The organism is Nocardia sp. NBC_01329 (assembly GCF_035956715.1).
GTDB lineage: Bacteria > Actinomycetota > Actinomycetes > Mycobacteriales > Mycobacteriaceae > Nocardia.
Map to the genome: position 1 here is coordinate 1,400,811 of NZ_CP108381.1, position 14,582 is coordinate 1,415,392.

The 14,582-nt window shown below is 68.5% G+C and carries 12 protein-coding genes; 4 read left to right on the forward strand and 8 right to left on the reverse strand.

From position 1 onward, the window contains the following. Positions 1–8: 8 nt before the first annotated feature. On the reverse strand, positions 9–2,285 hold the full coding sequence (locus OG405_RS06550; RefSeq protein ID WP_327150722.1) for a thiamine pyrophosphate-dependent enzyme: 2,277 nt from the start codon (positions 2,283–2,285) through the stop codon (positions 9–11). A 228-nt stretch (positions 2,286–2,513) separates the two neighbouring features. On the opposite strand from OG405_RS06550, the gene OG405_RS06555 reads away from it, so the two are divergent. After that, positions 2,514–2,636, forward strand: coding sequence for a hypothetical protein (locus OG405_RS06555; protein WP_327150723.1), 123 nt, complete (start codon positions 2,514–2,516; stop codon positions 2,634–2,636). Between the two features lie 79 nt (positions 2,637–2,715). On the opposite strand, the gene pgl is transcribed toward OG405_RS06555, so the two are convergent. Genes pgl through tkt form a run of 5 tightly spaced genes read right to left on the reverse strand, consistent with a single transcriptional unit; the run spans position 2,716 to position 9,293 of the window. Then, positions 2,716–3,459, reverse strand: coding sequence for a 6-phosphogluconolactonase (gene pgl / locus OG405_RS06560; RefSeq protein ID WP_327150724.1), 744 nt, complete (start codon positions 3,457–3,459; stop codon positions 2,716–2,718). Then, positions 3,449–4,360 (reverse strand): glucose-6-phosphate dehydrogenase assembly protein OpcA, encoded by a 912-nt coding sequence (gene opcA, locus OG405_RS06565; protein ID WP_327150725.1) that lies wholly within the window; start codon positions 4,358–4,360, stop codon positions 3,449–3,451. The genes pgl and opcA overlap by 11 nt, the downstream gene beginning before the upstream one ends. Further along, complete coding sequence (gene zwf / locus OG405_RS06570) at positions 4,357–5,931, reverse strand: glucose-6-phosphate dehydrogenase (RefSeq protein ID WP_327150726.1); 1,575 nt, start codon at positions 5,929–5,931, stop codon at positions 4,357–4,359. The genes opcA and zwf overlap by 4 nt, the downstream gene beginning before the upstream one ends. Before the next feature lie 5 nt (positions 5,932–5,936). Then, positions 5,937–7,145: a transaldolase gene (tal, locus tag OG405_RS06575; protein ID WP_327150727.1), complete on the reverse strand. Its 1,209-nt coding sequence runs from the start codon at positions 7,143–7,145 to the stop codon at positions 5,937–5,939. A 6-nt stretch (positions 7,146–7,151) separates the two neighbouring features. Beyond that, entirely contained in the window at positions 7,152–9,293 is a 2,142-nt protein-coding gene (gene tkt / locus OG405_RS06580) for a transketolase (RefSeq protein ID WP_327150728.1), read from the reverse strand. A 348-nt stretch (positions 9,294–9,641) separates the two neighbouring features. On the opposite strand from tkt, the gene OG405_RS06585 reads away from it, so the two are divergent. Continuing rightward, positions 9,642–10,631 carry a heme o synthase gene (locus OG405_RS06585; protein ID WP_327150729.1) on the forward strand — a complete coding sequence of 330 codons (990 nt, stop codon included), beginning with the start codon at positions 9,642–9,644 and terminating at the stop codon, positions 10,629–10,631. Between the two features lie 86 nt (positions 10,632–10,717). On the opposite strand, the gene OG405_RS06590 is transcribed toward OG405_RS06585, so the two are convergent. Continuing rightward, positions 10,718–11,683: a quinone oxidoreductase family protein gene (locus OG405_RS06590; protein WP_327150730.1), complete on the reverse strand. Its 966-nt coding sequence runs from the start codon at positions 11,681–11,683 to the stop codon at positions 10,718–10,720. A gap of 139 nt (positions 11,684–11,822) precedes the next feature. Between OG405_RS06590 and OG405_RS06595 the strand changes: the two genes are divergently transcribed. Then, complete coding sequence (locus OG405_RS06595) at positions 11,823–12,170, forward strand: hypothetical protein (protein ID WP_327150731.1); 348 nt, start codon at positions 11,823–11,825, stop codon at positions 12,168–12,170. A 137-nt stretch (positions 12,171–12,307) separates the two neighbouring features. Beyond that, positions 12,308–13,540, forward strand: coding sequence for a PucR family transcriptional regulator (locus OG405_RS06600; protein ID WP_327150732.1), 1,233 nt, complete (start codon positions 12,308–12,310; stop codon positions 13,538–13,540). A gap of 52 nt (positions 13,541–13,592) precedes the next feature. Here OG405_RS06600 and OG405_RS06605 read toward each other — a convergent pair whose 3' ends face one another. Next, positions 13,593–14,567, reverse strand: a complete 975-nt coding sequence (locus tag OG405_RS06605; protein ID WP_327150733.1) for a COX15/CtaA family protein — start codon at positions 14,565–14,567, stop codon at positions 13,593–13,595. Positions 14,568–14,582: the final 15 nt, after the last annotated feature.

A 14,582-nucleotide genomic window follows, 5' to 3' on the forward strand; every position in this document is an offset into this window, starting at 1 on the left:
GCGACCGATCACGCCCGGCCCCGGGCGAGCAGTTCGCGGGCGGCCGCCTCGATATCGGCCTCGCTCAGCAGGACGGTCGTGGCGGCGGGCCCCAGGGGCACGAAACAGTCCGTGCTGGTGACCCGGACCAGGGCGCCGGTGAAGCCGACGTCCACCAGTGCCGCGCAGACGGATTCGGAAACGCCCCCGCTGCGCCGGGTCTCGTCGGCGATCAGGACCCGTCCGGTGGCCTCGGCGTGCCGGACGAGGTCGGCGCGCGGAAGCGGGGAGAGCCAGCACAGGTCGAGCACACGGACGCCGAACCCGCGGTGTCCGAGGCGGCGGGCCACCCGCAGACTCATCGGTACGGAATTCGCGAAGGCGACGATCGTCAGATCGGTTCCGTCGCCGTACACGCGGGCCCGGCCGATCGGAACCCGGCCGGGGTCCCCGGTGACTGCCGCCCACCGCCCGTCGCCGGGTTCGTAGAGGTCACGGGTGTGGTAAAGGGCGATGGGCTCGAGGAATACACAGACCCGACCATCCGTACGGGCCGCGGAGACACAGGTGCGCAGCAGGGCTGCCGCGTCGCCGGGCCGTGACGGCGACGCCACGACCACGCCGGGAATATCGCGCAGTGCGGCAACGGAGTTGTCGTTGTGGAAGTGCCCGCCGAAACCACGCTGGTAGGCGTAGCCGGCAATCCGGACCACCATCGGGTTGCGGTAGCGGCCGGCCGAGAAGAACGAGAGGGTCGCCGCCTCGCCCCGCAACTGGTCGAGTGCGTTGTGCACATAGGCCAGATACTGGATCTCCGGAATCGGTACGAATCCCGCGAGGCCGGTGCCCAGCGCGGTACCGAGGATGCTCTGTTCGTCGAGCAGGGTGTCGAACACCCGGCGCGCACCGAACCGCTTCCGCAGTCCTTTGGTCACCCCGTAGACACCACCTTTGCGGGCGACGTCCTCGCCGAAGACCAGGACATCGGGATCCCGCGCGAGCAATTCGGCGAGCGTGCGATTGATCGCCTGCGCCAGCGTTTCCGAGTCCGAGTCCGAGTCCGAGTCCGAGTCCGAGTCCGGCCCGCTCCCGGACTCGTTCCGCGTGACAGTGCCGGGCCCGGCCGCTTTCGAGGGGGGCTCCGAGGAGCGGCTTGTGGCTACCGGCGTCCGGTGGCTCGGCGTATCGTCTCGCACTCGGTCCGGGTGTGCCGAGGCCAAGGGAGCGAGTACCGAATCGGCGGTGGTGAGTTTCGGTTCCCCGCACACCTCCTCGGCGGTCGCGGCGACCCGCTCGGCGAGTCGGTCGTAGTGGTCCAGGAGCTCTCCCGGGGTCCGGATACCGGCGGCGACCAGGAGCCGCGCTGTCGCGGCGACCGGATCGCGGGCCAGATCGGCCTCGATCGCGGCGGTGTCGCGGTAGGCATTCTCCACATCGGAACCGGCATGCCCGAACAACCGCACTGTGCGCAGATGCAGGAAGGCCGGCCGGCGGTGGGCGCGCACCCAATCGACCGCCGCCGTCGCGGTGGTGACCGCATCGCACAGGTCGCAGCCGTCGGCCGCGAACCAGCGCAGGCCCGGCCGGTGGCCGTAGGCGTGTTCGATCCAGTCGGGTGGGGTGGGCACGCTGATCCCGATCCCGTTGTCCTCACAGACGAACAGCGCCGGGAGCGGCACACCCAGATGTGCGGTGTGGACGGCTGTGTTGATCGCGCCGATCGCGGTCGAATGATTGGCCGAGGCATCGCCGAAACTACAGAGCACCACCGCGTCCGCCGGCCACGGACAGTCGACCCCGAGCCGGTCGGCTCGGTCGAGGGCGAACGCGAGACCCACCGCGCGCGGTAGCTGCGAGGCGATGGTGGAGGTCTGCGGGACGATATTCGCCGGTGCGCTACCGAATACCTTGTGCCGGCCGCCGGAGATGGGGTCGGTCGCGGCGGCCACCACACCGAGCAGGAGGTCGCGTACCGGATCCGCGATTCCGGCCCGGCGGGCCCGATGGACGAAGAAAGCGCCCGAACGGTAGTGCGGCAGGACGGGATCGGTGATCCGGGTCGCGACCGACAGTGCTACGTTCCCCTCGTGTCCGGACGACCCGATGCTGTAGAAGCCCCGCCCGCTCGCGCCCAGCCGGCGAGCGGCGAGATCGGCCTGCCTGCTCAGCACCTGCGCTTCGAACATCTCCAGAAGGTCCGGTCCGGTGAGTCCGGGTGGCCCAACATGTTCGGGTGATACCGGCGCGGGGGTCGGCAACGACGCGACCTCCGCGCGGAACCGCTGGTCGGGGTCCTGGACGTTCATCGGGTCCTCACCGCGACCAGCCTATGCGCGGACCCGGCGATCCGGTGGCGTACCGGGCCCGCATCGTGTCGCGCGCGTATCTGTTCAGCGCGGTGGCGGACCGGGCGCGGGCGGCGGTGAGATCCGCGTCATCGGTGCGGAGGAGCCGGCTGCGGAAACATGACATCGAAATGGCCCGGATACCGCAGGGCGAACCGGATATAGGCGAGTGCGGGCCTGCTGCTCGCCATGTTCCCGGCCGATATGCGAGCAGCCCGGGCGGATCTCGGTATCGAAACGATGCCGCTACCGCTGCGCACCCTGGTTCAGGTGCTCTTCGTCGCCGCGTGTGTGGTGGTAGCGGTGGCATGAGCCCGATCGTGCCGAGCCGGTGATCCATCCGACCATGCTCCGGGCCAGGGTGCGTAGATCGTCGATCCTGCAGCGGCAGTCAGCGTAGACCGGCGGCGGCGTCCTTATCGAGCAGCCACGTGGTGGATTCCTGCCCGTGTGCCCCGGCAGCCGGAATCTCGAGTGGGTCGGCGCCTTTTACGGCCGCGGCCACCGGATCGGCTTTCCCGGAGCCGGAGACCACCAGCAGCACATGCCGGGAGCGGCGGATCGCGGGATAGGTCAGCGTGACCCGCACCGGCGGTGGTTTGGGGGAATCGGTCACTGCGACGGCGTATTCGCGCTCCTCGCCGATCGCATCGGTGTGACCGGGGAACAACGAATTGATATGCCCGTCCGGTCCCATCCCGAGCAGATGCAGGTCGAACGCGCCGTGGGCGGCGAGATGAGCGCGTACGGCGGTGGCGTATTCGGCGGCGGCCTCGACCGGATCGGGGTACTCGCCGTCGGAGGCGGCCACCGTGTGGATCCGCGCCGGATCCACGGGCACATGGTCGAGCAGGGCCTGATGGGCCTGGAGTTCGTTACGTTCCGGATCACCGGCCGGGACGAAACGTTCGTCGCCCCAGAACACCTCGAGTTTCGACCAGTCGAGACCGCCCGGGTCGTTCCGGACCTTCTCCAGCAGCGTGATGCCGGTGCCGCCGCCGGTCACCACGACCGACGCCGAACCGCGTTCGGCCTGCGCGGCGACCAGGATCTCGACGAACCGGCGGGCAGCGGCCGTGGTCAGTGCGTCGCCATCGGCATGCACTTCGACGGCTGCTTCGGAGCTAGTGGTCATAGGTCACCCCTTCGATTCCGGCCAGGGCCTCGGCATAGATCTCGTCCGCGTCCAGCCGGCGCAGTTCCTCGGCCAGGCAGTCACGGGTTTCGCGGCGCGGCAGCGCTATCCGCTGCACGGGATCGCCGGTGCGGGTCAGGGTGGCGGTGACACCGGTCTGTGGGCGGGCGATGGCGATGGTCACCGACTTCCGGCGCAGCTCGACTCGTAGATCTCCGGTCCGCCGGTACACCGGGCAACCGAGCCGCCGGGCCAGCCAGCCCGCGAGGATGTCCAGAGCCGGCTCGTCACGCAGCCCCGACACCGAGACCGACTGCACGGGCTCGAACGGGGGCTCGTCCATCGCGGCGGCCAGCAGGGCCCGCCAGTAGGTGATCCGGCTCCACGCCAGATCGGAATCCCCGGCCGCGTAGGAATCGCGCCGCTTCTTGATGGTCGCCTGCGGGTCCGGGGCGAAGGTCGCGTCGGTGATACGCCGAGTCGCCAGCCGGCCGACCGAATCCTTCGACGGGAAATCAGGGGCGCCGCGCGGCCACCATGCCACCACCGGGGTATCCGGCAGCAGAAACGGGATGACGACACTGTTCTCGTGGTTCGCCAGCTGCCCCTGCAACCGCAGCACGATCACCTCGGCGGCACCCGCGTCGCCGCCGACGCGGATCTGCGCGTCCAGCCGCGTCGCCGCCTCCCGATCGCCGCGCGCGAGAACCACTACCCGGCAGGGATGTTCGCGACTGGCATCGTTGGCGGCGTCGATGGCCTCCTCGGCCTCGGAACTGTCCAGCGTGCACACCACCAGGGTCAGCACCCGGCCCATGGTGATCACACCGTTGCTCTCGCGCAGCTGCACCAGTCGTTTGGTGACGGCGCCGGTGGTGGTGTCGGGAATATCGATGATCACGGCCGCCGCCATTCCCGGCCGGTGCGGGCCAGCATCGCGTCGGCGGAGTCCGGGCCCCAGGTGCCGGCCTCGTACTGTTCGGGTTTGCCGTCGGCGGCCCAGTGGGCGAGTACCGGATCCAGGATGCGCCAGGACAATTCGACCTCCGCATTGACCGGGAACAACGAGGGTTCGCCGAGCAGTACATCCAGGATCAGCCGCTCATAGGCCTCCGGAGACGATTCGGTGAACGCCTCGCCGTAACTGAAGTCCATATTCACATCGCGCACTTCCATCGACGATCCGGGCACCTTCGACCCGAACCGCATGGTGATTCCCTCATCCGGCTGCACCCGGATGACCAGCGCGTTCTCGCCGAGATCCGCCGTCATGGTCTGATCGAAGGGCAGATGCGGGGCGCGTTTGAACACCACCGCGATCTCGGTGACCCGGCGGCCCAGACGTTTACCGGTGCGCAGGTAGAACGGCACGCCTGCCCAGCGCCGGGTATCGACCTCGAGGGTCAGCGCGGCATACGTTTCGGTGCGCGACTGCGGATCGAAACCTTCCTCGTCCAGCAGACCGACCACTTCCCGACCGCCCTGCCAGCCGGCCGCGTACTGGCCGCGGGCGGTGGTCTCGTCGAGCGGCTCGACGAGTTTGGTGGCGGAGAGGACCTTGATCTTCTCGTTCTGCAACTGCCGCGGTTCGAAGCTGATCGGCTCCTCCATGGCGGTGAGCGCGAGCAGCTGCAGCAGATGGTTCTGGATCACGTCGCGGGCGGCGCCGATACCGTCGTAGTAGCCGGCTCGGCCGCCCAGGCCGATATCCTCGGCCATGGTGATCTGGACGTGGTCGACGTAGTTGGCGTTCCAGATCGGGTCGAACAACTGGTTGGCGAAACGCAGCGCCAGAATGTTCTGCACCGTCTCCTTGCCGAGATAATGGTCGATCCGGAACACCGTCTCCTCGGGGAACACCCGGTTCACCAGTGCGTTCAGTTCACGCGCGCTGTCGAGATCGTGCCCGAACGGTTTCTCGATCACGACCCGCCGCCAGGGTGCGCGCCCGAGCGCGGCCGCCGAACTGGTCAACTGGTGGCGGTGTAGTTGGTCCAGCACCACCGGGAAGGTGTTCGGCGGAATCGACAGGTAGAAGGCGTGATTGCCGCCGGTGCCCCGCTCGTCGTCCAGCCGGGCCAGGGTATCGGCGAGCCGGCCGAACGCGTCGCCGTCCTCGAAAGTGCCTTGGACGAAACGGAACCCCTCGGCCAGGTGGTCCCAGACCTCCTGGCGGAACGGGGTGCGCGCGTGTTCGCGGACGGCCTCGTGCACGATCTCGCCGAAATCCCGGTCCGACATCTCCCGGCGGGCGAAGCCGACGAGGGCGAAACCCGGGGGCAGCAGCCCCCGGTTCGCCAGATCGTAGATGGCCGGCATGAGCTTGCGCCGGGACAGATCTCCGGTGACCCCGAAGATCACCATGCTGCACGGGCCCGCGATCCGCGGAATCCGTTTGTCCCGGCTGTCCCGCAGCGGATTACGCCACGGGGTGCCGGATGCCGTCTGTGTGCTCTCCGGAGCGCCGGCCATCTGAGTCAGTTACCTCCCGCGTCCGCCGCGTCGGACCCGGAGGAGGTAGCCTGCGTGGCCACGGAGGGGCCCGCGGAGGACGCCGTCGATGCAGCGGACCGGAGTTCACCCGTGGTGGCCTCCAGCAGTTCCTCCCAGGACTTCTCGAACTTTTCCACGCCCTCACGTTCGAGGACCGCGAACACATCGTCGAGATCGATACCGGCCGCGCGCAACTGCTCGAAGACCTCGGCCGCTTCCGCGCCGGTGCCGGAGACGGTGTCCCCGCGGACCTCGCCGTGATCGGCGACGGCCTCGAGCGTCTTCTCCGGCAGCGTGTTCACGGTGTTCGCCGCGACCAGTTCGGTCACGTAGAGGGTGTCCGAGTAGTCGGGGTTCTTGACACCGGTCGACGCCCACAGCGGCCGCTGCCGGTTGGCGCCGGCCGAGGCCAGGTGATCATAGGTGGAAACGTGACCGCCACCCGGTGCGAAGACGTCTTCGTACTCGGCATAGGCCAGGCGGGCATTGGCCACCCCGGCCTTACCGCGCAGCGCCAGCGCTTCCGGTGTGCCGATGGCCTCGAGACGTTTGTCGATTTCGGTATCCACCCGTGATACGAAGAACGACGCCACCGAATGGATCTTGGCCAGATCGTGTCCGCCGACCCGCGCTTTGCGCAGCCCGTCGAGGTAGGCGCCCATGACCGAGCGGTATCGCTCCACCGAGAAGATCAGCGTGACGTTCACGCTGATGCCCTCCTCGATCACCGCGGTGATGGCGGGCAGGCCCGCCTCAGTGGCCGGGATCTTGATGAACAGGTTCGGCCGGTCGACGATTTTCCACAGTTCGACCGCCTGGGCGACCGTCTTGTCGGCGTCGAAGGCCAGGCGCGGGTCGACCTCGATGGAGACCCGGCCGTCGACCCCGCCGGTCTGTTCGAACACCGGGGCCAGCACATCGCAGGCCGCGCGGACGTCATCGGTGGTGATGGTGCGGATCGCGGCGTCGACATCGGCGCCGCGGGCGGCGAGCTCACGGACCTGGTCGTCGTAGGCGTGCCCCTTGCTGAGGGCGCCCTGGAAGATGGTCGGGTTGGTGGTGATTCCGACGATCCCGCGGGTGGCGATCAGTTCGGCGAGGTTGCCGGAGTCGATCCGATCGCGGGACAGATCGTCCAGCCACACCGACACCCCGGCCGCGGCCAAGGCGGCGATGTTCTCGTTCTGTGCCATGGGCCCTTATCCCTTCACATTGTCGAGCGTGCGCTGCGCAGCGGCCACAACAGCCTCCGGCGTGAAGCCGAACTCGCGGAACAAGGTCTTGTAATCGGCCGAGGCGCCGAAATGCTCGATCGAAACGATCTCGCCCGCGTCGCCGGTGAACCGGTACCACGGCATCGCGATACCTGCCTCGACGACGACTCGAGCGGCGACCGCCGGGGGCAGCACCTCGTCGCGATACGCCTTGTCCTGCGCGTCGAACCACTCCACGCAGGGCATCGAGACCACCCGGGTACCGATGCCCTGCTCCTCCAGCGTAGTGCGCGCGGCCACGGCGAGTTGGAGCTCGGAGCCCGTGGCGATGATGATCACCCGCGGTACTCCGGTGGAGGCCTCAGCCAGGATGTAACCGCCCTTGGCGACACCCTCGAGGCTGGTGCCTTCCTGAACCGGCAGGTCCTGACGGGTCAGCGCCAGCGCTGCCGGGCCCCCGGTGCCCACGGCGTCGCTCGAGACGAACGGCGAGTTGTGTTTGCCGCTGTGCTTCTCGATCACCGTGCGCCAGGCGTACGCGGTCTCGTTGGCATCGCCGGGGCGCACCACCGACAGGCCCGGGATGGCGCGCAGGGCGGCTAGATGCTCGATCGGCTGGTGGGTCGGGCCGTCCTCGCCGAGACCGATCGAATCGTGGGTCCAGACATAGGTGACCGGTACCCGCATGAGCGCGGCCAGCCGCACGGCCGGACGCATGTAATCGCTGAACACCAGGAAGGTGCCACCGTAGGGACGGGTGGGACCGTGCAGGGCGATGCCGTTGAGGATCGAACCCATCGCGTGCTCACGGACCCCGAAATGCAGGGTGCGGCCGTAGGGGCTCGCCTTCCACATCCCGGTCGAGATGGATTCCGGTCCGAAGCTCAGCGAATCCGGGATGGTGGTGTTGTTCGATTCGGCGAGGTCGGCCGAACCGCCCCACAGTTCCGGCAGCACCGGTCCCAGGGCGGCCAGCACCTTGGCGGAGGCCTTACGGGTGGCCAGGCCCTTGGCATCGGGCTCCCAGGTGGGCAGGCCGTCGGCCCAGCCGGCGGGGAGCTGACCGTTGAACAGCCGGTCGAACAGCTTCTTGGCCTCCGGCGCGCGCTGGGCCCAGGCGTCGAATTCGACAGTCCAGTCGGCGTGCGCCTTCGCACCACGCTCGGCGGCCTTACGGGTGTGCGCGATGACCTCGTCGGTGACCTCGAAGCTCTGCTCGGGATCGAAACCGAGCGCGCGTTTGGTGCCGGCCACTTCGTCGGCCCCGAGTGCGGCGCCGTGCGAGGCACCGGTGTTCATCTTGTTGGGGGCCGGATAGCCGATGATGGTGCGCAGCAGGATCATCGACGGTTTGCCGGTCTCGGCCTTGGCCGCGGCCAAGGCGGCTTCGATCGCGACGACGTCCTCGCCGCCCTCCACCACCTCGACATGCCAGCCGTAGGCCGCGTAGCGGGCTGCCACGTCCTCGGTGAAGGCGATGGTGGTGTCGTCCTCGATGGAGATCTTGTTGTCGTCGTAGATCACCACCAGGTTGCCCAGCTGCTGGGTGCCCGCGAGGGAGGACGCCTCGGAGGTGACGCCCTCTTCCATATCGCCGTCGGAGGCGATCACGTAGATGTGGTGATCGAACGGGCTGGCACCCGTCTCGGCCTCGGGATCGAACAGCCCGCGCTCGCGGCGGGCGGCCATCGCCATACCCACCGCGGAGGCCAGGCCCTGGCCCAGCGGCCCGGTGGTGATCTCCACGCCCTTGGTGTGCCGGTACTCCGGGTGGCCCGGGGTCAGCGAACCCCACTTGCGCAGGTTGCGCAGATCGTCGAGTTCCAGACCGAAACCCGCCAGATAGAGCTGGATGTAGAGGGTCAGGCTGGAGTGTCCGCACGACAGCACGAACCGGTCGCGACCGACCCATTCGGGATCGGCTGGGTCGTGGCGCATGGTGCGCTGGAACAATGTGTAGGCCAGCGGCGCGAGACTCATCGCGGTACCCGGGTGGCCGTTGCCCGCGGTCTGCACCGCGTCGGCGGCGAGGACCCGGACGGTGTCGACAGCTTTGGTGTCCAGATCCGTCCAGTCGTCCGGAAGGTTCGGCTGGGTGAGGGCGCGGATGTCGTCTGTCACTGACACGACCGTGTTTCTCCTGACATTTCGAGGCGTCGAAATTGGGGGCGGGCAGGGCGGCGAACCGGTACGGCGCGGTGACTGTGGCGCCGCATACACCCCATACCCTAATTGCGCCCGGCCGCCCCCGTGCAGGCCCCCCGGCTAGTCCCGCGAGCCGGTCATCGCCCGCATGGCCCCGGTGGCCGGCCGGCACGGGCGCACCCGGCAACCCGGCGCGCGGGTGGGCGCACAGGGGCGAGCGGCAGCGCACACCGAGTGTGGGTCTACCATCGTGCGTAGTAGTAGCCGCGTCGCAGCCGCGCGCTGCTCCTTCCCAAACCGGATGCGAAGCACAGCGTGCGAGGAGAGATAGTGCGGATCGGTCATGACGCGGGGGTCGGCGGCGCCCACGATTCCGCCCCGGCACCCGCGGACCGCGTCCTCGGCAGTGCGAAGCTCGCCCGCGTCGCGCGGCGCCCACTCGCCTATGTCGCGCTCACCAAACCACGTGTCATCGAACTGTTGCTGGTGGCCACCATTCCCACGATGCTGCTGGCCGACCGCGGGCAGGTCGACATCCGGCTGATCCTGGCCACCCTGTTCGGCGGCTGGATGGGCGCGGCCAGCGCCAACACCCTCAACTGCGTGGCCGACGCCGATATCGACAAGGTGATGAAGCGGACCGCCAAGCGGCCACTGGCCCGTGACGCGGTACCGACCTCGCACGCCTTCGTTTTCGGTGTTGTGCTGGGTATCGGCTCGTTCGCGTGGCTGTGGTGGCAGGCAAACCTGCTCAGCGGTGTGCTGGTCGTCGCGACCATCCTGTTCTACGTCTTCGTCTATACCCTCGGTCTCAAGCGGCGTACCTCGCAGAACGTGGTGTGGGGCGGCGCGGCCGGTTGTATGCCCGCCCTCGTCGGCTGGTCGGCGGTCACCGGCACGATCGGCTGGCCCGCCCTGGCGCTGTTCGGTGTGATCTTCTTCTGGACCCCGCCGCATACCTGGGCGCTGGCCATGCGCTACAAGGAGGACTACCGGGCGGCCGGAGTGCCGATGCTGCCGGTGGTGGCCACCGAAGAGACCGTGACCAAACAGATCGTCGTCTACACCTGGCTGACCGTGCTGACGACGCTGGCGCTGGTACCTGCTACCGGGGTGATCTACGCAGCGGTCGCGCTGGTCGCCGGTGCCTGGTTCCTGCTGATGGCGCATCAGCTCTACGCCGGGGTCCGGCGGGGCGAATCGGTCAAACCGCTGCGCCTGTTCCTGCAGTCCAACAACTACCTCGCGGTGGTGTTCTGCGGTCTGGCCGTCGACTCGGTGCTCGGCTGGACCACCCTCGGCGACGTCTTCTTCGGCTGAGCTTCCGGGCCTCGGCGGGGTAATCGTGTCGGGCACCCACTACGACCGGCACCCGTCCGGCCGTGGCGGCAGCGCGATATCCCGAGTCAGGGCAGCAGGACGATCGAGCCGGTGGTCCGGCGGCTCTCCAGATCGCGGTGCGCCTGTTCGGCTTCGGCCAGCGGATAGGTCGCGCCGATCCGGACGGTGAGCGAGCCGTCGGCGACGGCCTCGAAGATATCGCCGGCCCGCCAGTCCAATTCGGCGCGATCGCGGGTGTAATGGGCGATATTGGGCCGGGTCACGAACACCGAACCCGCCGCGTTGAGGCGTTGCAGATCCACCGGCGGCACCGGGCCGCTGGCCGCACCGAACAGCGCGAGTGTGCCGCGCACCCGCAACGAGGCGAGACTGGCATCGAAGGTGGCCGCGCCCACGCCGTCGTAGACCGCCGCGACGCCCTCGCCGCCGGTCAGTTCGCGAACCCGGTCGGCGAGGTCGTCGCCGTAGCGCAGTACCTCACCGGCGCCCGCGCCGCGCGACAGGTCTTCCTTCTCGTCGGAGGACACCGTGCTGATCACCCGGATATCCCGGGCAACAGCAAGTTGGGTGAGCAGCAGTCCCACGCCGCCCGCACCCGCATGAACCAGGATCGTCTCGCCCGGTTCGGGACGGTAGACCGATTCGATCAGATAGTGCGCTGTCATACCCTGCAGCAAGGCCGAGGCCGCCACTGCCGGATCGATATCGCCGGGCACCGCCACCGCGACCGCTTCGTCCACCACCCCGCGCGGGGCGTAGCTGTTCGGACCGGCCGCCCAGGCCACCCGGTCGCCGACGGCGAATCCGGTGACCTCGGAACCTGTTTCGGCCACCACTCCGGTACCCTCGGAACCCGGAATGTAGGGCACGGGCCGCGGATAGGTACCGGTGCGGAAATAAGTGTCGATGAAATTCACACCGACGGCATCGATATCGACCAGTAGCTGATTCGGTCCGGGCTCCGGATCGGGAACCTCGGCGAGGGTCAGCACTTCCGGACCGCCGTGCCGGTCTACCTGGATCGCGCGCATGGATCCAGTTCTACACACGGGTGTGCCCGGGTCGGATGCAGGGGTCGGCAACTGCGCCCACGGCCGCTGCCGGGAAAGATGACCAGGTGGTCCGGACCGGGCCCCGGCCGCAGTCCTACTCGTCGGTAAACTCCACTGTATGAGTGCAGATTCCACCACCACCGTCGACGCTCCGAGGGAGATCGTCGAATCGGTGCGCAAGTTCATCGCCGAGCACGGGGGTTCGGCCGAGGCCGTTGCGCAGCCGGTCGGCCGCCGCGGTGTCCGGGTAACGCTGGTCGGTTCCGACGGAGTGCTCGGGGATCGGATGGTCGCCGATGCGGCCACCGCGCAGGCCGTGGTCGACGCGGTGGACGGGCTCACTGCCGCCGAGGGCTGGGATCGGGAATTGGTCTCGCGTACCACCCCGCGGACGGGCCACTGGGCGAAGATGGCCGGCTGGGTGGCAGGTCAGACTCGGTTTCCGAAGGCTCGTAACGAGAAGTGACACCTGTGGGTGCTCACAGGTCCATCGACGGGCATCAGGTAGGTCGAACAGTTTCCCGAGCAAAAACTACTGACGAGTAACCGGTTCGCGCTACCGTTAGGGCCTCGAGCGTCAGCCCCGGGGTAGAAGGAGCCGATATGACGGTCAGCAGTCCGACCCGGTCCAGACTCACGGTGTCCGGCCGTCCGATCTCGAACCATCTACGGGATGTATCGGCCCTGTCACGTCAGATGGTCGGTCATTTCGTCGAGCACGTCGCACCGTGCGGCACGCTGCCGGGTGACGCGCTCCAGGGTGATGTCACCGCGGTGACGCGGCTCTGCCTGGAACTCACCCTGAGCCGGCTCGACGGCCGGGAGTTGCCGGAGAAGATCGAACAGGTCCGGGAGGCCGCCGCCGAATGGGCGCGCGAGGGTATCCCGATCGACACCATCAATCACGCTATCCACGAGGGCTTCAAACTCGGTTTCGACCGCATCATGTCCACCGCGGGACCTTCGGATTCGGCGACATTGGTCGCCACCGCCCGCCGGATGCTGGAGATCCTGGACACGATCACCTCGGAAGTGGCGCTGGCGTACGTCGGCGAATACCGGGGCGTGGTCTCCGAGCATCACACCGCTGTGCATACGCTCACCTCGGCACTGCTCGGCGGACACAGTACCGCCACCATGGCCCGCGAATGCGGGATCGAGATCGCCGGCTCCTACCAGGTGCTGGCCCTGGCCCTGCCGCCACATCCGGACGAATCCGCGCAGCAGGTCGACGGCCGTATCGTGGCGCGTCGCAAACTACGCCGGGTTCAGGCCGAACTGGCCCGCAGCTGCGGGGAGAAGGCGCTCTCGCTGCTCAGCATCGACGGCGGCACGGTCCTGCTCCCGGCCGACGGTTTCCCCGACGCGGCACTCGACGAACTGATCGCGCGTCTCGCGCAGGCCGCGCAGGTGCCGGTCACCGCCACCGTGGTCACCGCGGCCACCGCCGAAATTCCCGACGCCACCGACCGCGCCCACGAACTCCTCGACACCGTGCAGCGGATCGCCGACGGGGGCGGCCTGTACCGCTTCACCGATCTGGCATTGGAATTCCAGATCACCCGGCCCGGGCCCGCGCGCGAACATCTCAGCGCCATCCTCGACCCGCTGGACGACCATCCCGAGCTGCTGGAGACGCTGCGCCAGCACATCGCGAACAATTTCAACCGACAGCGCACGGCCCGCCTCATGCATATGCACACCAATACGCTCGACTACCGGCTCAAGAGGGTCCGGATGCTGACCGGATTCGATCCGGCTGTCCCCACCGGGCTGTGGTATCTCACTTCCGCACTGGTCGCCCGCAGCTATCAGAACGGGCCGAGCCCGACCTGAGAACGGCCGTCGCCCGCGGCACGGCGGCGGCCGGTCTCCCGATACGCCCGTGTCAGACCGGTTGGGCGCTCGTTTCCGTGACCTCGGCGGGAAGGGGCTCGCGGGTTCGCAGGGAAGCCCACAGCGCGGCGGTGGCCGCGGTGCACAGGGCCGCGCCGCCGACATGGATCGCGACCAGCGCCGGCGGGACATCGGTGAAGTACTGGACGACACCCACCAGCGACTGTGCGAGAACCAGCCCGATCAGGACGAACAGGCGGTCGCGAACGGGTGTGGTGATACCGGTCGCGAAGAGGCCGAACGCGAGGCCGACGAGCAGGGCGAGGTAGCCGACCAGCAGCTGCGAATGCAGATGCACCAGCGTGACGATCTCCACCTCGAGCCGGGCCACCGGACGATCGATGCTCTTATCACCCGCATGGGGGCCGGCGCCGGTCACGAGCGTGCCCGCGACAAGCACCCCGGCCAGGGCGACCCCGCTCAGTGCGGTGAGCCAGCGCAGCGGTTCCGGTGCGCGCACGGTCTCGACACCGTCGTCGGGGGCGGCGACCTTCGCGTACATCACCGCGGCCACCCACACCATCAGCATCGAGACCAGCAGATGCAAGGCGACCGTCCACCACAGCAGGCCGGACAGTACGGTGATCCCGCCCAGGACCGCCTGCAGTACGGTTCCCGCGGGCATCAGCCAGGCATACACCAGCACTTCGCGCCGGCGCCGGGCCCGGGTGACGGCGAGGACGATGAGGGCGGCGCACAGCGTCACCGCGAAGACCAGCATGCGGTTGCCGAACTCCACCGCCTGATGGATCACGGCCACTTCGGAGACCCCGACGGGGGTGAAACTTCCCGGGAAGCACTGTGGCCAGGTGGGGCAGCCCAGACCGGAGGCGGTGACCCGCACGACCGCCCCGGTCACGGCGATGCCGGCCTGGGAGGCGATGACGGCGAGCGCGATCAGCAGTTGGGTGCGCCGCGATGGCAGCGGCAGCCGGTCGACGAGTCGCAGGAATGCGCGATACAGCACGTCACGATGGTAGCG